The organism is Klebsiella sp. ME-303, assembly GCF_007910085.1.
Lineage (GTDB): Bacteria > Pseudomonadota > Gammaproteobacteria > Enterobacterales > Enterobacteriaceae > Klebsiella > Klebsiella michiganensis.
In genome coordinates this window covers 1-18026 of the sequence record NZ_VOJB01000103.1, presented here as the reverse complement: position 1 = coordinate 18026, position 18026 = coordinate 1, and the positions used below count along the sequence as shown (strand labels likewise).

Genomic DNA, 18026 nt, shown 5'->3' with positions numbered 1-18026 from the left:
AACCATCGGAGATGCTTCGGTAACAGCGTGCTTAGTACGCATTACCATGCTGCGGATAACGGCGTCGTTGAAGCGGAAGTTAGTTTCCAGCTCATCGATCGCTTCCTGCGGCGCTTCAACGTTCAGCAGAACGTAGTGAGCTTTGTGCAGTTTGTTGATCGGATAAGCCAGCTGACGGCGGCCCCAGTCTTCCAGACGGTGGATCGTACCTTCTGCTGCAGTGATTGCACCAGTGTAACGTTCGATCATGCCCGGAACCTGTTCGCTCTGGTCAGGATGGACCATAAAAACGATTTCGTAATGACGCATCGAATTGCTCCTTACGGATTATTCAGCCTCCTGTCTGGGTCAGCCGCGGCCCATGGAGGCAAGGAACGTGTTAAAGGGCGGCTGAAAAATTGACGCGTCATAATACGGGCGAGCGGGGTTTAAGACAAGTAAATTGTGCAAATAATTCGCACTAAGCGCGAAGTGGCCTTAAGCCAGTGATTTAAAATTAATCAACGACGGAAGCGACAATTTTTTGAACAACTGCATCAGAAATGGTCGCGATACGCCAGACAGGCAGAGATTACACTTAGATCAGAAGCAATCCATACCCCAGGGAAGCGGGTGAACGTCAGGAGCGTCATAAGGAGGTAGGTGATGAAATACATCCTCATAACCATGATGGCAGCGCTTTTGTTGAGCGCCAACGCGCTGGCTGCTATTAAAATCGATGCCCGCCAGGCCCGCAACATGGACGATGTGCAGAGCCTCGGCGTTATCTATATCAACCACAACATCGCCACCGAGCAGGAAGCCGACCAGGCGCTTAGCCAGCAGAGCGATGCTCAGGGAGCGAAGTACTTCCAGCCGATCCTCATTCATGAACCGGGAAGCGACGGCGCCATTCACGCCAGTGCCGCCATTTACCGCTAGTTTTCCCGGATCGTTGGCTTCTTCCCGTTGCAGGGGGAAGCCAACGATGGCATTGCCCGGCGGTCATACCCGCACAATCGCGCCTTAATGCAATTGAGAATTATTTTTTCTCGTGACTTATCAGCGCCAGCGTAACCTGATTTAATCACTCTTTAACCGCATGATTATCCGGAGTGCTTCATGGTTCCGCGTTTTGCCACGCTAAGCCGTATCCCAAAAGGGGTTTGGGTTCTTGGCGGCGTTAGCCTGCTGATGGATGTTTCCTCGGAAATGATCCACAGCCTGCTCCCTCTATTTATGGCCACCACGCTGGGAGCCAGCGTCATTGTTATCGGCATTATCGAAGGCGTCGCGGAAGCCACCGCGCTGATACTGAAGGTGTTTTCCGGCGTCATCAGCGATTATGTCGGCAAACGTAAAGGGCTGGCGCTGCTCGGCTATGGCCTGGGTGCGCTGAGCAAGCCTCTTTTCGCCATCGCGCCCACCTCAGGCGTAGTGTTTAGCGCCCGGATGATCGACCGCGTGGGCAAAGGGATACGCGGCGCGCCGCGGGATGCGCTGGTCGCCGACGTCACACCGCCGGAAATTCGCGGAGCCGCCTACGGGCTGCGCCAGTCGCTGGATACCATCGGCGCTTTTCTGGGGCCGCTGCTTGCCGTCGCGCTGATGTTTCTCTGGGATAACGATTTCCAGTCTATTTTTTGGGTCGCGGCGATCCCCGCCATTCTCTCTATCGCTTTACTGGGCTTTGGATTAAAAGAGCCCAGGACGGCGGTCGTCCAGAAACGCACTAACCCCCTGCGCCGCGAGAATCTCAAGAAGCTTTCCGCCGCCTACTGGTGGGTGGTGGCTATCGGCTCGATTTTTACCCTCGCCCGCTTCAGTGAAGCCTTTCTGGTCCTGCGCGCCCAGCAGATGGCGATCCCGCTGTTCGCTATTCCGCTGGTGATGGTCGCCATGAATCTGGTTTACAGCCTGACCGCCTATCCATTCGGGAAACTATCGGACAGCATGAGCCACAGCAAAATGCTGCAGTGGGGCCTGCTGGTGCTGATCGCCGCCGATATCGTGCTGGCGCTCAGCAGCCACTGGAGCACGCTTTTAGCCGGCGTCGCGCTGTGGGGTATTCATATGGGCATGACGCAGGGTCTGCTGGCGGCGATGGTGGCGCACACCGCCCCGCCTGAACTGCGCGGAACAGCGTTCGGGATGTTCAACCTAATGAGCGGCATCGCCCTGCTGCTGGCCAGCGCAGGTGCGGGCGTGCTGTGGGAAGTTCTGGGCGCCGCCTCGACGTTTTACGCCGGCGCGATAATCTGCGTTGTGACGCTGGTTGGTATGCGCTGCATGCCGTCGGCTTATCAGCAAAACTAAAAATGGCTCCGGAGCAGACCGGTTGATTCATCATAAAGATGAAATGCTCCGGAGCACCTGTTTCACTTTTGCCCGTAATAGGCATCTGGCCCGTGCTTGCGCATAAAATGTTTGTCCATCAGCCAGCTATCGATGGGCTTCAGCTGCGGGTTGATCGCGCGAGCAATCCACGCCATCCGCGCCACTTCTTCCATCACCACCGCGTTATGCACCGCATCGTGTGCATCCTTGCCCCAGGCAAAAGGCCCATGCTGATAGACCACGATGCCCGGCGTATGCAGCGGCTCAACGTCACCCAGCGTTTCGATAATCACGTGGCCCGTGTTCAGCTCATAAGCCTCCGCCACTTCCTGCGCGCTTAACGCCCGGGTGCAGGGAATGTCGCCAAAGAAGTAGTCCGCGTGGGTCGTCCCCAGCGCGGGAATGGCCAGACCCGCCTGCGCCCAGGCCGTCGCGTGCGTCGAGTGGGTATGCACCACGCCGCCAAGGCTCGGATAGCGGCGATACAGCGCCAGATGCGTGGCGGTATCGGAAGAAGGACGATAGCGTCCTTCCACCACGTTCCCCTCGAGATCCACGACCACCATATCGTCCGCTTTCATGGTCTCGTAGGCGACGCCGCTGGGCTTAATCGCCACCAGCCCGCGTTCGCGGTCGATAGCGCTGACGTTACCCCAGGTAAAAGTGACCAGGCCGTAGCGCGGTAAATCCATATTGGCGTCGAAAACCTGCCGTTTCAGCGTTTGCATTATGCCACCTCCAGCAGACCGGCGCTGGCCATCCGCGCCTTCACCCAATCGCGCGCTTTCGCGACCTCGGCGGCCGGATCGTCGGTCGTTTCGCTCCACATTTCAATTAGATACGGGCCGCAGTAGCCCGTCTGCTTGAGCGTTTCGAAACAACGTTCAAAATCGACGACGCCTTCGCCGAACGGCACGTTTTTAAATACGCCGGGTTTCGTGTCTTTTATGTGCACCGCCACGATATGCCCCATCCCGGCCTGAAGCTCCATCTGTACGTCATTATCCCAGGCGGAAAGGTTGCCGATGTCCGGATAGAGCTGGAACCACGGATTATTCAGGTAGTGGGCGTAGCCCAGCGCCTTGCTGATCGAGTTCATCAGCGGGTAGTCCATAATTTCCATCGCCAGCGTTACCTGCGCGCGGCTGGCCATTTCAACGCTCTCTTTTAGCCCATCGCGGAAACGACGGCGCGTCTCGTTATTGGCTTCCTGGTAGTAGACGTCGTAGCCCGCCAGCTGGATTACGCGAATCCCCACATCCTGCGCCAGCCGAATCGCTTTGCGCATAATCTCCAGGCCCTGCGCCCGTACCGCGTCGTCTTCGCTACCGAGCGGGAAGCGCCGATGGGCGCTCAGGCACATTGAGGGCACGCGCACCCCGGTTTCCGCAATCGCGTTAACCAGCGCGAAGCGCTGCTCCCGGCTCCAGTCGAGCCGGGCCAGGCGGTCGTCAGTTTCATCGACCGACATTTCGACGAAATCAAAACCGAGCGCCTTAGCCAGCCGCAGACGTTCCAGCCAGCACTCCCCGGCGGGGAGCGCTTTTTCATAGATGCCGAGCGGAATAGGTTTCGACAGCATAGCCGCTCCTTAGCCCCACAGCTGGGCGATCGAACGTTTAAACTGCCGCGCGGCTTCCACCGGGGAAGCGGCGTCACGAATGCTGCGACCGGCGATAAAGACGTGGATCGGAATCCCCTGGAACAGCGGCAAATCCTCCAGCGCCAGGCCGCCGGTGACGGTGACTTTAAAGCCCATCCCGGACAGGCGTTTGATCGCGCTGATATCCGCCTCGCCCCACGCTACGCCGGCGGCCTGGGCATCGCGGCTGCGGTGATAAACCACCTGCTGAACTCCCGCTTCACGCCACTCCTGCGCCTGCTCCCAGGTCCAGTAGCCGGTCAGTTCGATCTGGACGTCGCCGTTGAACTCTTTCGCCACGTCCAGCGCGCCTTTGGTGGTGTTGATGTCCGCGCAGCAGATCACGGTGACCCAGTCAGCGTTGGCTTCAAAGCACATGCGGGAGAGAATTTTACCGGCATCGGCGATTTTGGCGTCCGCCAGCACGATTTTGTTGGGATAGAGCGCCTTCAGGTCGCGAACGGCGCGTACGCCCTCAGCCACGCAGAGAATGGTACCGACTTCAATAATGTCCACTTCATCGGCAATCAGGCGCGTCGTTTCATACGCGGAAGACATAGATTGGTTATCGAGCGCAACCTGCAACATAGGTAATGACATTTTGGTGTTCCTTTTAAACGGCCGCTGCCGTAGCGTTATCAATTAATTCCAGAACTTCCTGCGCGGAGCGGCAGGCGCGTAAACGGTCAAAATTGGCTTCATCTTCAAACAGGTTGACGATCTGCATGATGCCGACTTCCTGATGGGTATTGGCATCCACGGCCGCCATGGTGATCAGGATGTCGACCGGGTCGTTATCCTCATGATTGAAAACCAGCGGCGTTTTCAGCGTAACCAGCGCAAAGCCCGTTTTCTTCACCCCCTCTTCCGGCCGACCGTGCGGCATCGCCAGACCGGGAGCAATCACAAAATAAGGGCCGTGCTGAGCAACGCCATCCAGAATGGCCTGGTAGTAGCGCGGCTCCACGACATCCGCCTTCACCAGTAAATCCACGCTCAGCTTGACGGCTTCCTGCCAGGTGCTGGCGTCGGCCTGTAAAAGGATGGAGTTGTTCTCCACCAGCGAATCACGTAATTTCATTTGGCGTCCTTACTTCACATCCTGCGGGAAGTGCGCTTTGATCACCTCCAGCAGTTTTGGGCCAAAATCCGCAGGCGAGAGCATGTTGCGCACGCCAACCACGTATTTGTTGCCGGAGACGCTAATCTCACCGGCGATATGGGTGGAGGCGATGATGATGTCCGCGCCGTTGAGTTCACTTTTGTATTCCCCCACCGCGCAGCTGTTTACCGTGTGATCGATATTTGACTGGGTCAAAAACTGGTCCACCTTCATCTTCATGATCATGGAACTGCCTTGCCCGTTGCCACATACAGCCAGAATACGTACGGTCATAGTCAAAACTCCTTATTGAGCAGAAGCATCTGCCAGTTGTTTTTCCGCGTCCTCTTCAGCGCGCAGCGTGCGCCCTGCGAAGAACATATAAGCCAGTGCGATAATGATAATGACGGCCATAAACGCGATACCGATGGAGGCGAAGCCCTGCATCATCGGCGGCGCCAGAATTGACCAGTCCGCCATGCCCATCCAGGCGCTCATGCCGGTCAGCTTCACCGCCCAGACGCAGCCAAAGATTTCGATCATGCCCATCACCAGACAAATCTTGAGCGCCGCGCGCCAGCCGCCAAAGTGGTTAGCAAAGACGCCGATGGTGGCGTTCGAGAAAAACATCGGGATAAAGCCCGGAATAATCAGAATGGAAGAGCCGAAGCCGACCAGAATACCGACGGCGATCAGCTGACCGATGGTGCCCCACATAAAGCCCCAGACGACGGCGTTTGGCGCAAAGCTATAGATCGCCGCACAGTCAATGGCCAGTACGGCGCCGGGAATCAGGCGCTGGGAGATACCGTTGAACGCCTCGGAAAGTTCGGCGACGAACATGCGCACGCCCTGGGTGATAATGAAAATAGCGACGGCGAACGAGAAGCCCGTTTGCAGGATATAGACCGTCCAGTGGGTGTTACCCGCCATCGCCTGTACGGTGTCGATGCCGAAGGAGAGCAGAATCGCGCCGAAGAAAATGGTCATCACGATGGCCGTGGAGACGATGTTGTCGTGAAAGATGTTCAGCCAGCCCGGCAGCTTAAGATCCTCAACGCTCTCCTCTTTTTTGCCCAGATACGGGGCGACCTTGTAAGCAATCCATGAAGCGAACTGCTGCTGGTGTCCGATGGAGAAGCCGCAGCCGTCGGTCACTTCCTGAGTCGGCTTATACATCATGTTCGAGGTAATGCCCCAATAGAGCGACACCAGTACCGCCGTACAGATGATGGTCGTCCACATCGGGTAGCCGAAGATGTAAAAAGAGACGGCAATCAGCCCCGCCTGCTGGAACATGATGTGCCCGGTCAGCATGATGGTGCGAATACCGGTAATACGCCGCAGCAGGACATAACAGATATTCAGCGCCAGGGCTAACAGTACGGCATAGCCCACCCAGCTGTAGGCGTCGCCCATGCGTTCGATCGTGGCCATCATTGACGCGTAGGTATCGGAGATAGCGCCGTTAATGCCGTAAACCTCAGACATTTTCGCCACGACCGGCTTAAACGTGCTGGTCAGAATGCCGGAGCCGGCCTGCAGCAGCATAAAACCGATAATGGTTTTAATCGTCCCTTTAACAATAACGCTGGCGCTTTTGCGCAGCAGGATATAGCCCAGGCAGGTCACAATACCCAGCAGCAGCGGGGCGTTGGTCATAACCTGGTTAAAGAACACGGTAAAGATGTGGTAGAGAATCTCCATAACACACTCCAGAAGGTGGACGCTCTGAACGCACGCTACGCCCAGGCTGGTTGTTGCGATCACTCTAATAATCAAAAATAATCACAACAAGATTATATTTGATTAAATGTGACGCACGCCGCAAATAATCACACAATCCGCCATCGTATTAATTCTCATTTCTACAAACTGTGAAATAGTATATTTAAATCAATGAAATAAAACCTAACTCATGTCATAACGTCAGCCTCCCCCTCTTTTTACCCTCCACGATCCCCCTCATGAAGGGCAAATTTCAGGATTGCAATCCTGAACAAACGGTGCCAGTATTCGTCAAAACAAATCACATTGTGATTACTTTTGATAATATGTGAGGAAAAAAAAAATGAGTAAAGTACAAACCATCACCCGCGAATCATGGATCCTGAACACTTTTCCGGAGTGGGGTAGCTGGCTGAACGAAGAAATTGAACAAGAGCAGGTTGCGCCGGGCACCTTTGCCATGTGGTGGTTGGGTTGTACGGGCATCTGGCTGAAATCCGAGGGCGGAGCCAATATCTGCGTCGATTTCTGGTGCGGTACCGGCAAGCAAAGCCACGGGAACCCGCTGATGAAAACGGGCCACCAGATGCAGCGTATGGCCGGCGTGAAGAAACTCCAGCCAAACCTGCGCACCACTCCGTTTGTTCTCGATCCGTTCGCTATTCGCCAGATCGACGCCGTACTGTCCACCCACGATCATAACGATCATATTGATGTGAACGTGGCCGCCGCGGTCATGCAGAACTGCGCCGAGGACGTGCCGTTCATCGGCCCGCAAACCTGCGTCGACCTGTGGATAGGCTGGGGCGTTCCAAAAGAGCGCTGTATCGTGATGAAACCAGGGGATGTGGTTAAAATAAAGGATGTTGAAATCCACGCGCTTGACGCTTTTGACCGTACGGCCCTGATCACCTTACCCGCGGATCAAAAAGCCGCAGGCGTCCTGCCGGACGGAATGGATCAGCGCGCGGTGAACTATTTGTTCAAAACGCCAGGCGGCAACCTGTATCACAGCGGCGATTCCCACTACTCCAACTACTACGCGAAGCACGGTAACGAACACCAGATCGACGTGGCGCTGGGCTCCTATGGCGAGAACCCGCGCGGTATCACCGACAAAATGACCAGCGCCGATATCCTGCGCATGGCCGAGTCGCTGAATGCTAAAGTGGTAATCCCGTTCCATCACGATATCTGGTCAAACTTCCAGGCCGATCCGCAGGAAATCCGCGTTTTGTGGGAGATGAAAAAAGATCGTCTGCAGTATGGCTTTAAGCCTTTCATCTGGCAGGTGGGCGGAAAATTCACCTGGCCGCTGGATAAAGACAACTTCGAATACCATTATCCGCGCGGATTCGACGATTGCTTCACGATGGAACCGGACCTGCCCTTTAAGTCGTTCCTGTAAGGCTTCTCCGGCGGGACCGCCCGCCGGAAATTATCCCCGTCAGCATTAGTATTTTCACCTGATTTCAAATATCATCTTTGCTTATCACTTTTAATCGGATTTGCTCATGACGGAAGCGCAAAGACATCAAATTTTACTGGATTTGCTGGCACAAACGGGATTTGTCACCGTGGAGCAGGTGATTTCCCGGCTGGGAATTTCTCCGGCGACGGCACGACGCGATATCAACAAACTCGACGAAAGCGGCAGGCTGAAAAAAGTCCGCAACGGCGCGGAAGCCATCAGCGAGCAGCGCCCGCGCTGGTCGCCAATGAATATTCACCAGGCGCAAAACCACGATGAGAAGGTACGGATTGCGCGTGCGGCTTCGCAGCTGGTCAACCCTGGCGAAAGCATCGTCATTAACTGCGGCTCTACCGCATTCCTGCTTGGGCAGGAGCTGTGCGGCAAACCGGTACAGATCATCACCAACTATTTGCCGCTGGCCAACTATCTGATCGATCAGGAACACGACAGCGTCATCATTATGGGCGGGCAGTATAACCGCAGCCACTCTATCACCCTGAGCCCGCAGGGCAGCGAAAACAGCCTGTATGCCGGGCACTGGATGTTCACCAGCGGCAAAGGATTGACCGCCGAAGGGCTGTATAAAACCGATATGCTGACGGCGATGGCGGAGCAAAAAATGCTTAACGTCGTCGGCAAACTCGCGGTCCTGGTCGACAGCAGCAAAGTCGGCGAACGCGCCGGAATGCTCTTTAGCCAGGCCGGGCAAATCGACCTGGTGATTACCGGTAAACAGGCGGATGAGGCGATCCTCAAGCAGCTTGAAGATCAGGGCGTACAGGTGATTCGCGTTTAAAGGTGACGTTGAAAAAAGTCCACCGTCGCGGCTAACGCTTCCGGCGTAATGCGGTGGCGGACGCCTTTCTGCCAGAGGCAGGTTAAATTGTCGGCCAGCGCGTTTTGCTGCAGCGCCTGCTGCAGGCGGAAGGTTTCCCCCGGCGGCACGACATCATCTTCATCGCCGTGCCAGAGCAGCAGCGGACGGCTGGCCAGGGTCGCCAGCTGCTGGCTGACGTCCCACGCCACCAGCTGTTCTGCATCGAACGAAGGCGAAGGGAAAAGCGCCTGCGAGAGCGAACTGAAATAGCCTGACCCCATCAGGCAGGCTACGCTTTTCAGCTCCGGGTGGTGGGTCATAATCCCTAATGCCGTCATTCCGCCCATCGATGCGCCTGCCACCGCCAGCCTGTCGTCAGCAAGCCATCCCCGATCCCGAATCGCCTCCTGTAGTGCCGGAAATTCAATAAAATTGTTCATCAGAATCGGCCAGAAGCGCTGCATCCGCCCCTGTTCGTCTCCCCGGTAGCGCGCGCCGTGTTCCGCTGCATCAGGCATAATCACCCGAAACCCCGCCTCTGCAAGCGCAACGGCAAAATAGCTGTAGACCAGCTTAGAAGAGGTAAAACCATGATAAAAGACAATGCAAGGCAGCGCCGTATCCGCGGCGCCCTGCGGGTACGCATGGAGAACCTCCCCACCCGCAAGGTTACGCATTTCTAGTGCGATCATTTACCGTCTCCTTTCTCTCAAGTGATGTTATGTTATTACTCAAGTCGCTCGTTCGCACATGATTCATAATCTTGAGAACCAGATTACGCTTTCACGATATTTTCATTCGAAAATCGCGTACGGGATAACAATTTGGGAACATTCCCCGGAAATGACATTCAGGCTACCACTACACTATGACTAACAGGAAACGAGATATGGTTATGCGTAGGTTTGCACCGTGGTTAATGGCAATCGCTTTAACCGGCTGTAGCGCCCTACAGGGGACGCCAAAGGCGCCGCCGCCGGCAACCGACCATCCACAAGAGATCCAGCGTAATCAGACGGCGGGTCTGCAGAAGATGGGGACGGTGAGCGTATTAATGTACGGCTCACCGATGGATGTCGAGGCTGCGCTAAAGGTCAAAGCTGAGGCGGCTAAAGCGGATTACTACGTCATCATAATGATTGATGACACCATGGTTCCGGGCCAGTGGTATTCGCAGGCAATTTTGTACCGTAAATAGCGGTCAACCTTTAAGCCAGCTTTACACTGCTTTGCATCCATTCACGTTCTTCTGTGCATAATAACGTTCGGCCAGCTGTAACCAGGCAGAACGTTAGCAACGGACTGCCCTCAGGACTATGTGAAATGGAGCTGACGATGAAACGAACTTTTACCCTACCCAGCCTGATGTTGACCACCGTCACGGCCAATACTTCCGCGCAGTCAGCGGAGTTTGCCAGCGCTGACTGCGTAACGGGCCTGAACGAAATTGGCCTGATTTGCGTTAACAACATCTCGGGCAGCCAGCAGGATGTTGAACACGCTATCGCCGTGCAGGCCGATGAGCAGGGCGCCTCCTGGTATCGCATCGTCCAGATGTACGAGGAGCAGCAGCCGGATAACTGGCGGGTACAGGCCATTCTTTATGCCTGAGGCGCCTGTCGTCCACGCCCCGTTGCCCGTAACAGTAAGTCATCCAGCGTCTGCTCATCCAGGCGCATGCCGCCGCGCGCGTCGAGCATCATACGGCACCAGGCCTCGGCCAGCGGCGGTGACGCGAAGCGTAATAGCTGCGCCCCAACGCCCAGCATATAGACCAGCCGGGTAATCTCCCGCCCCTGCTCTTCCAGCGGCCGCCGTAGCCACTGCTGCAGCTGCCGCCACGTCCGATCGAAATGACGATTTTGCCCTTTCACTTCCGCGCACTCCGCCGCCAGAAGTTCGAGCGCCGCCGGCTGCTTCATCAGAACCCGCATCACGTCCAGACACATAATATTACCGGAACCTTCCCAGATGCTGTTTACCGGCATTTCACGGTACAAACGCGGTAATTCACTCTCTTCACAATAGCCTGAGCCACCCAGTACCTCCATCGCCTCGGCGACGAACGCGATCCCGGATTTGCAGACAGCAAATTTCGCGGCGGGCGTGAACAGCCTTGCCCATAGCGCTTCCTGCACATCGTCGCGCCTGTCCCAGGCCCTCGCCAGGCGGAACAGAAAGGCGGTTTGTCCTTCCAGCCGCAGCGCCATCTGCCCCAGAACCTGACGCATTATCGGCTGATCGACCAGATTTTTACCAAATGCCTGACGCTGCAGAGCATGGTATAGCGCTACCGAATAGGCCCGGCGCATCAGCGCATGGCTACCCAGCGCGCAGTCAAAACGGGTCAGGCCGCCCATTTTGAGAATTTGCCGGACGCCATCGCCCTCTTCCCCGACCAGCCAGCCGCAGGCATTGAAAAACTCGACTTCGCTGCTGGCGTTCGCGCGGTTACCTAATTTATCTTTCAGCCTTTCCAGATGTACGCCGTTACGCTGTCCATCCGGCAACAGGCGCGGAACAAAAAAGCAGGAGAGGCCCGCCGGCGCCTGAGCCAGCACCAGATGAGCATCGCTCTGCGGTACCGAGAAAAACCATTTATGACCGATCAGATGATAAAAGCCTTCTGCGCTTTTCTCCGCTCGCATCGTGTTGCTCAGGACATCGGACCCGCCCTGCTTTTCCGTCATCCCCATCCCGATAAGCAGCCCGCGTTTCTGATTACCCGGCACAAGGTGCGGATCGTAGCGATCGCTTAATAGCGGCGATAGCCAGTCGCTAAAAGTCTCGGGTAAGGAGCGCTGCAGCAATGGAATAGCGGCAAAGGTCATGGTAGTGGGGCACAGGGTGCCCGCCTCGACCTGCGCATGCAGCATAAAGCGGGCAGCGCGGGCAACGAAGGCACCTTCGCGAGCCTCTTCCTGCCAGGCAAGATTATGTACCCGGTTAGCGCACAGCCCCTGCATCAGTAAATGCCAGGCGGGATGGAAACGAACATCGTCAAGACGCGATCCCGTTGCGTCATAGCGCAGCAGTTCCGGCGGATTGCTGTTGGCCAGGCGCCCCAGTTCCAGCGATTCGGCCGTCCCCAGCTGTTGGCCAATGCTCGCCAGCAGATCGCCATCCCAGCCCGCGCCTTCGCGGATGACGGCTTCACGCAGGGCGGTATCGGACAGGAATAAGTTACTGTTACATAGCGGCGAGGGTTGATTAAATACGGTATGAGTTTGCCAGTGCATTATGTTTCCCTCCTTCAATGGCTCTATCCATAAGTATGGACAACGGCGCACTTTCCGTCAGAGAACTCTGTTATAAAGTTCTCTCACAATCAGAAAGGGAATTTCATGATTCATTTAATTATTGAAGATCGGCAAAATGCGCCGAACTATATTCCGCTTATCCACCACCATCTTCCTCATCTCGCGATGAGCGCTATCAAACAGAACCTGAACGCTTCCGGTTACGTCACCTCATTTGATGAAAACAAAATCTGCGATGACATTCTGGAAGAGCAGAATCCTATTGGAAGTTTTCTTAATCTCATCAAAGTATTAAAGAATCGAGGCGCGCAGCTTAAATTCCTCGAGCAAACGGGAGATGAACCGGGAGAGGAATTACCCTTGAGCCAGGTCCTGAACTATGTTGAAAGAGGTCTCGACATTGCCCGTCGGATAGAGCGAGAAGGTGGTCAGAACTGAAGAAGATAAGCCATTCCAGAGAATGGCTTATTTGGAAAGAAGAGATTAGCTGCGCTGGCGTACCGCTTCAAACAGGCAAATACCGGTGGCTACCGATACGTTCAGCGACGACACGCTACCGGCCATCGGGATGCTGATCAACTCGTCGCAGTGCTCCCGGGTCAGGCGGCGCATGCCTTCGCCTTCCGCCCCCATGACCAGCGCCAGCGATCCGGTCATTTTGCTCTGGAACAGCGTATGATCGGCCTCACCGGCGGTACCGACGATCCAGACGTTCTCTTCCTGCAGCAGACGCATGGTACGCGCCAGGTTGGTGACGCGGATCAGCGGGACGTTTTCCGCCGCGCCGCAGGCCACTTTTTTCGCCGTGGCATTCAGCTGCGCAGAACGATCTTTGGGGACAATCACCGCATGCACGCCAGCGGCGTCAGCACTACGTAAACAGGCGCCGAGGTTGTGCGGATCGGTCACGCCGTCAAGGATCAAAAAGAACGGCTGATCGAGAGAGGCGATCAGATCCGGCAGATCGTTCTCCTGATACTGACGTCCGGGCTTCACGCGGGCAATAATTCCCTGATGAACGGCGCCTTCGCTTTTCTCATCCAGAAACTGGCGGCTGGCGACCTGAATCACCACGCCCTGCGCTTCCAGGGCATGGATCAGCGGCATAAGGCGCTTATCCTCACGGCCTTTCAGAATAAAGACTTCCTGAAAACGTTCAGGAGCGCGCTCCAGCAGTGCCTGCACCGCGTGGATGCCGTAAATCATTTCACTCATTTATCTACTCGTTTAGGTTCTGTTATCCGTTCCCTTCCCCCCGCCCCGCCACGATGTCGGGAGGTGCGGGGGGAAAGGGAATCGCACTACTCAGCGATATTCTTTTTCTTCGCCGCGCGCTTGGCTTTGGTCGCTGCGGCTATCTTCTGGGTTTTCTCCGACGGCTTCTTCGCTTTCTTCTCGCCTTTTGGCTGAGCGGCTTTCGGCTGAGACTGACCTTTCTGTTTGCGGAATGCGCTATCCGGCTCGAAGTTTACCTGCTTGCCCGCCTGACGGCGTCGTCCGGAAGATTTACCTGCGCCGCCCTTCTTCGCTTTTTCACGCTCGGTCTTACCGACGTTGCGCGGCGCGCGCTCGCTGGAGATAAGCGAGAAGTCAATTTTACGCTCGTCCATGTTGACCGCTTCAACGCGCACTTCCACGCGATCGCCCAGTCGATAGGTCTGGCCGCCGGATTCACCAATCAGACGCTGTCCGACCTGATCGAAGCGGTAGTAGTCGTTATCGAGGGAAGAGACGTGCACCAGACCATCAATAAACAGCTCATCCAGACGGACGAAGAAACCAAAGCCGGTCACGCTGGCAATCACGCCCTTAAAGACGTTACCCACCTGATCCAGCATGAAATCACACTTCAGCCAGTCCGAAACATCGCGCGTCGCTTCATCAGCACGACGCTCGGTCATCGAACAGTGCGCCCCCAGCTGCAGCATCTCGTCCATGCTGTAGTGCCAGCCGCCGGTCTCGGTGCTATTGCCTTTATGTCCCTGCTCTTTCGCCAGTAAATACTTGATCGCGCGATGCAGCGAAAGGTCAGGATAGCGGCGAATCGGCGAGGTGAAGTGAGCATAGGATTGCAGCGCCAGACCAAAGTGACCGCGGTTTTCCGGGTCGTATATCGCCTGTTTCATCGACCGCAGCAGCATAGTTTGCAGCATCTCTGCATCCGGACGATCGGCGATAGAGGTCAGTAATTCCGCATAGTCGCGCGGCTCCGGCTTGTTGCCGCCAGGCAGCTCAAGCCCCAGCTCCGCGAGCACCGAACGGAATGCGGTAATCGCTTCCGTACTCGGTTTGTCATGGATACGGAACAGCGCCGGTTCCTCGGCCTTCTCAACGAAGCGCGCAGCGGAGATGTTCGCCAGGATCATGCACTCTTCAATCAGCTTGTGCGCGTCGTTACGCTGAGTCTGCTCAATACGTTCAATGCGGCGTTCAGCATTAAAGATGAATTTAGCTTCTTCACTCTCAAATGAGATACCGCCGCGCTCTTCACGCGCGCCGTCCAGCACTTTGTAGAGGTTATGCAGCTCTTCAATATGCTTAACCAGCGGCGCGTACTGCTCACGCAGATCCTGGTCGCCCTGCAGCATATGCCAGACTTTGGTATAGGTCAGACGGGCATGGGAGCTCATCACCGCTTCGTAGAATTTGAAGCCGGTCAGACGCCCCTTGGCCGAAATCGTCATTTCACAAACCATACAGAGCCTGTCGACCTGAGGATTCAGTGAACACAGGCCGTTAGAGAGCACTTCAGGCAGCATCGGAACCACCTGAGACGGGAAGTAGACCGACGTGCCGCGGCTGCGCGCTTCGCCATCCAGCGGCGTACCCGGGCGCACGTAGTAGCTCACATCGGCGATCGCCACCCACAGACGCCAGCCACCGCCGCGTTTCTTCTCGCAGTACACGGCATCATCAAAGTCACGGGCGTCTTCGCCATCAATGGTGACCAGCGGCAGGCTGCGTAAATCAACGCGCCCTTGTTTCGCCTCTTCCGGTACCTGTTCTTTCAGGCCGGCGACCTGTTTTTCGACCGCTGGCGGCCAGACGTAGGGAATTTCATGGGTGCGCAGGGCCATATCGACCGCCATGCCGGTACCCATATTGTCGCCGAGGACCTCAACGATCTTGCCGACCGCTTTGGTGCGGCGGGTTGGGCGCTGGGTCAGCTCAACCACCACCACAAACCCCATCCGCGCGCCCATGATCTGTTCCGGGGGGATCAGGATATCGAAGCTCAGGCGGCTGTCATCCGGCACCACGAAGCCAACGCCCGCATCGGTAAAGTAGCGGCCCACAATCTGGCCCGTTTTTGGCACCAGTACGCGGACAATACGCGCTTCGCGACGGCCTTTACGGTCGGCGCCCAGCGGCTGCGCCAGCACCTGATCGCCGTGAATACAGGTTTTCATCTGCTCGGACGACAGATACAGGTCATCTTTACGGCCTTCAACGCGCAGGAAGCCATAACCATCGCGATGACCGATAACGGTCCCTTTCAGCAGGTCAAGACGTTCCGGCAGCGCATAGCACTGACGACGCGTAAAGACCAGCTGACCATCGCGTTCCATTGCGCGCAGTCTGCGGCGCAATGCTTCTTGTTGTTCTTCGCCTTCAATATTCAGCTCTATTGCCAGCTCATCTCGGCTAGCCGGTTTTTCGCGTTTTGCTAAATGATCGAGGATAAATTCCCGGCTCGGGATTGGATTAGCGTATTTTTCAGATTCGCGGTCCAGGAAAGGATCTTGTGACATGTCGGTTCCTCCGTTGTCATCTCCAGTGAAGTTTACGTCACTCCACCAGCAATAATTTATAAAGCGGTTGATTCTTTTCAACCAAATCGGCCAGCGTGTAGTTATCCAGTTCCTTGAGAAAACTTTGCGCGGCTTCAGCAAGCGCCTGTTTCAGACGACAGGCGGGCGTAATATGGCAAAATTCGCTGCTGCAGTTGACCAACGAGAGCGGCTCCAGATCGCGAACAACATCACCCACGCGAATCATATTTGCCGGTTTCCCCAGACGAATTCCCCCGTTTTTTCCCCGTACCGCCGTCACGTACCCCACGCGACTTAGCTGATTGATTATTTTAACCATATGATTACGGGAAACGCCGTAAACCTCCGTCACTTCGGAGATGCTGGTCATTCTTCCATCCGGTAGCGACGCCATATAAATCAGCGCGCGTAATCCGTAATCAGTGAAACTCGTTAACTGCACAATCAACCTCAGGGAAAAGAAAAACAGAGTGCGTCGGTAGACAATTACTATTGATGATAAACCAGCCAGCGCTCAGGCCGCTAATTTATTTAAATGGGGCGGGCGAACAGCAAAAACAAGAGGCGCCTTAACGGCGCCCCTGGAGATCGTTATGCGTCGAACGGATCGCGCAAAATCATCGTCTCGGTACGGTCAGGACCGGTAGAGATAATATCAACCGGTACGCCGGTCAGCTCTTCAATGCGTGCGATGTAGTTCAGCGCTGCCTGCGGCAGACCGCTGCGCTCTTTCACGCCAAAGGTGGTTTCAGACCAGCCCGGCATGGTTTCGTAAATCGGCTCGATGCCTTCCCAGTTGTCAGCAGCCAGCGGAGTGGTCGTCACTTCGCGGCCATCCGGCATCCGGTAGGCTACGCAGATTTTAACTTCTTTCAGGCCGTCCAGGACGTCCAGCTTAGTCAGGCAGAAACCGGACAGGGAGTTAATCTGCACCGCGCGGCGCACCGCTACGGCATCCAGCCAGCCGGTACGACGACGACGGCCGGTGGTAGCGCCAAACTCGTTACCCTGCTTGCACAGGAACTCGCCGGTTTCATCAAACAGCTCAGTCGGGAACGGACCCGCACCTACGCGAGTGGAGTAGGCTTTGATAATACCCAGAACGTAGTCTACATAACGCGGACCCAGACCGGAGCCGGTCGCCACGCCACCTGCGGTGGTGTTGGAAGAGGTTACGTACGGATAGGTACCGTGATCGATATCGAGCAGCGTACCCTGTGCGCCTTCAAACATGACGAAATCGCCACGCTTGCGCGCCTGGTCAAGCAGATCGGAAACGTCAACAACCATCGCGGTCAGGATGTCGGCAATCGCCATGACGTCATCGAGAACTTTCTGGTAGTCAACCGCTTCAGCTTTGTAGAAATTCACCAGCTGGAAGTTGTGATATTCCATCACTTCTTTCAGTTTCTCAGCGAAGGTGGCTTTATCAAACAGATCGCCAACGCGCAGACCGCGGCGAGCCACTTTATCTTCGTAAGCCGGGCCGATACCGCGACCGGTCGTACCGATAGCTTTCGCGCCGCGCGCTTTTTCACGCGCAACATCCAGCGCAACGTGATATTCGAGGATAAGCGGGCACGCTTCAGAAAGCAGCAGACGCTCGCGGACAGGGATACCACGGTCTTCCAGACCTTTCATCTCTTTCATCAGCGCAGCCGGAGAAAGCACGACACCGTTACCGATGATGCTGGTGACATTCTCGCGAAGAATACCTGATGGAATGAGATGGAGGACGGTTTTTTCACCGTTGATTACGAGAGTATGGCCGGCGTTGTGACCGCCCTGATAGCGCACAACATATTTAGCCCGTTCAGTCAGGAGATCGACGATCTTCCCTTTACCTTCGTCACCCCATTGGGTGCCCAGTACGACGACGTTGTTACCCATTTTTCAAAATCACCGTTTGCTTAA

20 protein-coding genes are annotated in these 18026 nt (G+C 55.9%); 7 read left to right on the top strand and 13 right to left on the bottom strand.

What is annotated here, in order from left to right; genetic code table 11:
- A partial coding sequence (rpsF, locus tag FQK12_RS27375) for a 30S ribosomal protein S6 (RefSeq protein WP_186711218.1) occupies window positions 1-309 on the bottom strand: 309 nt, incomplete at its 3' end.
- Between the two features lie 336 nt (window positions 310-645).
- Here rpsF and FQK12_RS25270 point away from each other — a divergent pair.
- Window positions 646-921 (top strand): DUF1471 domain-containing protein, encoded by a 276-nt coding sequence (locus FQK12_RS25270; protein ID WP_004098000.1) that lies wholly within the window; start codon window positions 646-648, stop codon window positions 919-921.
- Between the two features lie 180 nt (window positions 922-1101).
- Complete coding sequence (locus tag FQK12_RS25265) at window positions 1102-2295, top strand: MFS transporter (protein ID WP_014227629.1); 1194 nt, start codon at window positions 1102-1104, stop codon at window positions 2293-2295.
- Between the two features lie 62 nt (window positions 2296-2357).
- Here FQK12_RS25265 and FQK12_RS25260 read toward each other — a convergent pair whose 3' ends face one another.
- The 6 genes from FQK12_RS25260 to ulaA are packed head-to-tail and all read right to left on the bottom strand — an operon-like array spanning window position 2358 to window position 6767.
- Complete coding sequence (locus tag FQK12_RS25260) at window positions 2358-3044, bottom strand: L-ribulose-5-phosphate 4-epimerase (RefSeq protein WP_004097998.1); 687 nt, start codon at window positions 3042-3044, stop codon at window positions 2358-2360.
- Window positions 3044-3898 carry an L-ribulose-5-phosphate 3-epimerase gene (locus FQK12_RS25255; RefSeq protein ID WP_014227628.1) on the bottom strand — a complete coding sequence of 285 codons (855 nt, stop codon included), beginning with the start codon at window positions 3896-3898 and terminating at the stop codon, window positions 3044-3046. Before FQK12_RS25255 ends, FQK12_RS25260 begins: the two co-directional genes overlap by 1 nt.
- 9 nt (window positions 3899-3907) lie before the next feature.
- Window positions 3908-4558 (bottom strand): 3-keto-L-gulonate-6-phosphate decarboxylase UlaD, encoded by a 651-nt coding sequence (locus tag FQK12_RS25250; RefSeq protein ID WP_009652369.1) that lies wholly within the window; start codon window positions 4556-4558, stop codon window positions 3908-3910.
- A 13-nt stretch (window positions 4559-4571) separates the two neighbouring features.
- Window positions 4572-5039, bottom strand: coding sequence for a PTS ascorbate transporter subunit IIA (gene ulaC / locus FQK12_RS25245; protein WP_004097995.1), 468 nt, complete (start codon window positions 5037-5039; stop codon window positions 4572-4574).
- 9 nt (window positions 5040-5048) lie between these two features.
- Window positions 5049-5354 carry a PTS ascorbate transporter subunit IIB gene (gene ulaB, locus FQK12_RS25240; RefSeq protein ID WP_004109091.1) on the bottom strand — a complete coding sequence of 102 codons (306 nt, stop codon included), beginning with the start codon at window positions 5352-5354 and terminating at the stop codon, window positions 5049-5051.
- 12 nt (window positions 5355-5366) lie between these two features.
- Window positions 5367-6767 (bottom strand): PTS ascorbate transporter subunit IIC, encoded by a 1401-nt coding sequence (ulaA, locus tag FQK12_RS25235; RefSeq protein WP_004097992.1) that lies wholly within the window; start codon window positions 6765-6767, stop codon window positions 5367-5369.
- A 364-nt stretch (window positions 6768-7131) separates the two neighbouring features.
- On the opposite strand from ulaA, the gene ulaG reads away from it, so the two are divergent.
- Both ulaG and ulaR read left to right on the top strand, forming a co-directional pair.
- Complete coding sequence (gene ulaG / locus FQK12_RS25230) at window positions 7132-8196, top strand: L-ascorbate 6-phosphate lactonase (protein WP_014227627.1); 1065 nt, start codon at window positions 7132-7134, stop codon at window positions 8194-8196.
- Between the two features lie 106 nt (window positions 8197-8302).
- Complete coding sequence (gene ulaR, locus FQK12_RS25225; RefSeq protein WP_004097990.1) at window positions 8303-9058, top strand: HTH-type transcriptional regulator UlaR; 756 nt, start codon at window positions 8303-8305, stop codon at window positions 9056-9058.
- Here ulaR and yjfP read toward each other — a convergent pair.
- Window positions 9055-9771 (bottom strand): esterase, encoded by a 717-nt coding sequence (gene yjfP / locus FQK12_RS25220; protein ID WP_004097989.1) that lies wholly within the window; start codon window positions 9769-9771, stop codon window positions 9055-9057. The two genes, ulaR and yjfP, sit on opposite strands and share 4 nt — an antisense overlap.
- Before the next feature lie 197 nt (window positions 9772-9968).
- Between yjfP and bsmA the strand changes: the two genes are divergently transcribed.
- Both bsmA and yjfN read left to right on the top strand, forming a co-directional pair.
- Window positions 9969-10277, top strand: a complete 309-nt coding sequence (bsmA, locus tag FQK12_RS25215) for a biofilm peroxide resistance protein BsmA (protein ID WP_004097988.1) — start codon at window positions 9969-9971, stop codon at window positions 10275-10277.
- Between the two features lie 137 nt (window positions 10278-10414).
- The gene (gene yjfN / locus FQK12_RS25210) at window positions 10415-10690 is read left to right on the top strand and encodes a DUF1471 family protease activator YjfN (protein WP_014227626.1); all 276 of its coding nucleotides are present in this window, start codon (window positions 10415-10417) and stop codon (window positions 10688-10690) included.
- Here yjfN and FQK12_RS25205 read toward each other — a convergent pair.
- Entirely contained in the window at window positions 10681-12318 is a 1638-nt protein-coding gene (locus tag FQK12_RS25205; protein ID WP_014227625.1) for an isovaleryl-CoA dehydrogenase, read from the bottom strand. The genes yjfN and FQK12_RS25205 overlap by 10 nt on opposite strands.
- 105 nt (window positions 12319-12423) lie before the next feature.
- Between FQK12_RS25205 and FQK12_RS25200 the strand changes: the two genes are divergently transcribed.
- A complete protein-coding gene (locus FQK12_RS25200) occupies window positions 12424-12777 on the top strand; it encodes a hypothetical protein (protein ID WP_014227624.1) in 354 nt (117 codons plus the stop codon).
- A 45-nt stretch (window positions 12778-12822) separates the two neighbouring features.
- Here the strand turns inward: FQK12_RS25200 and rlmB are convergent, their stop codons facing one another.
- The 4 genes from rlmB to FQK12_RS25180 all read right to left on the bottom strand — a co-directional run bounded on the left by rlmB (window position 12823) and on the right by FQK12_RS25180 (window position 18002).
- Complete coding sequence (gene rlmB, locus FQK12_RS25195; RefSeq protein WP_004109129.1) at window positions 12823-13554, bottom strand: 23S rRNA (guanosine(2251)-2'-O)-methyltransferase RlmB; 732 nt, start codon at window positions 13552-13554, stop codon at window positions 12823-12825.
- Window positions 13555-13640: 86 nt separating this feature from the next.
- Window positions 13641-16091: a ribonuclease R gene (rnr, locus tag FQK12_RS25190; RefSeq protein ID WP_004097981.1), complete on the bottom strand. Its 2451-nt coding sequence runs from the start codon at window positions 16089-16091 to the stop codon at window positions 13641-13643.
- 37 nt (window positions 16092-16128) lie between these two features.
- Window positions 16129-16554, bottom strand: a complete 426-nt coding sequence (gene nsrR / locus FQK12_RS25185) for a nitric oxide-sensing transcriptional repressor NsrR (protein WP_004097980.1) — start codon at window positions 16552-16554, stop codon at window positions 16129-16131.
- A 149-nt stretch (window positions 16555-16703) separates the two neighbouring features.
- On the bottom strand, window positions 16704-18002 hold the full coding sequence (locus FQK12_RS25180) for an adenylosuccinate synthase (RefSeq protein WP_004097979.1): 1299 nt from the start codon (window positions 18000-18002) through the stop codon (window positions 16704-16706).
- Window positions 18003-18026 lie beyond the last annotated feature (24 nt).

Coding starts and splice junctions, on each gene's coding strand:
- FQK12_RS25255 (WP_014227628.1), bottom strand. CDS start 3,898: ATGCTGTCGAAACCTATTCCGCTCGGCATCTATGAAAAAGCGCTCCCC.
- ulaA (WP_004097992.1), bottom strand. CDS start 6,767: ATGGAGATTCTCTACCACATCTTTACCGTGTTCTTTAACCAGGTTATG.
- yjfN (WP_014227626.1), top strand. CDS start 10,415: ATGAAACGAACTTTTACCCTACCCAGCCTGATGTTGACCACCGTCACG.
- FQK12_RS25265 (WP_014227629.1), top strand. CDS start 1,102: ATGGTTCCGCGTTTTGCCACGCTAAGCCGTATCCCAAAAGGGGTTTGG.
- ulaR (WP_004097990.1), top strand. CDS start 8,303: ATGACGGAAGCGCAAAGACATCAAATTTTACTGGATTTGCTGGCACAA.
- ulaB (WP_004109091.1), bottom strand. CDS start 5,354: ATGACCGTACGTATTCTGGCTGTATGTGGCAACGGGCAAGGCAGTTCC.
- rnr (WP_004097981.1), bottom strand. CDS start 16,091: ATGTCACAAGATCCTTTCCTGGACCGCGAATCTGAAAAATACGCTAAT.
- yjfP (WP_004097989.1), bottom strand. CDS start 9,771: ATGATCGCACTAGAAATGCGTAACCTTGCGGGTGGGGAGGTTCTCCAT.
- FQK12_RS25270 (WP_004098000.1), top strand. CDS start 646: ATGAAATACATCCTCATAACCATGATGGCAGCGCTTTTGTTGAGCGCC.
- rlmB (WP_004109129.1), bottom strand. CDS start 13,554: ATGAGTGAAATGATTTACGGCATCCACGCGGTGCAGGCACTGCTGGAG.
- bsmA (WP_004097988.1), top strand. CDS start 9,969: ATGGTTATGCGTAGGTTTGCACCGTGGTTAATGGCAATCGCTTTAACC.
- FQK12_RS25205 (WP_014227625.1), bottom strand. CDS start 12,318: ATGCACTGGCAAACTCATACCGTATTTAATCAACCCTCGCCGCTATGT.
- FQK12_RS25250 (WP_009652369.1), bottom strand. CDS start 4,558: ATGTCATTACCTATGTTGCAGGTTGCGCTCGATAACCAATCTATGTCT.
- ulaC (WP_004097995.1), bottom strand. CDS start 5,039: ATGAAATTACGTGATTCGCTGGTGGAGAACAACTCCATCCTTTTACAG.
- ulaG (WP_014227627.1), top strand. CDS start 7,132: ATGAGTAAAGTACAAACCATCACCCGCGAATCATGGATCCTGAACACT.
- FQK12_RS25200 (WP_014227624.1), top strand. CDS start 12,424: ATGATTCATTTAATTATTGAAGATCGGCAAAATGCGCCGAACTATATT.
- FQK12_RS25260 (WP_004097998.1), bottom strand. CDS start 3,044: ATGCAAACGCTGAAACGGCAGGTTTTCGACGCCAATATGGATTTACCG.
- FQK12_RS25180 (WP_004097979.1), bottom strand. CDS start 18,002: ATGGGTAACAACGTCGTCGTACTGGGCACCCAATGGGGTGACGAAGGT.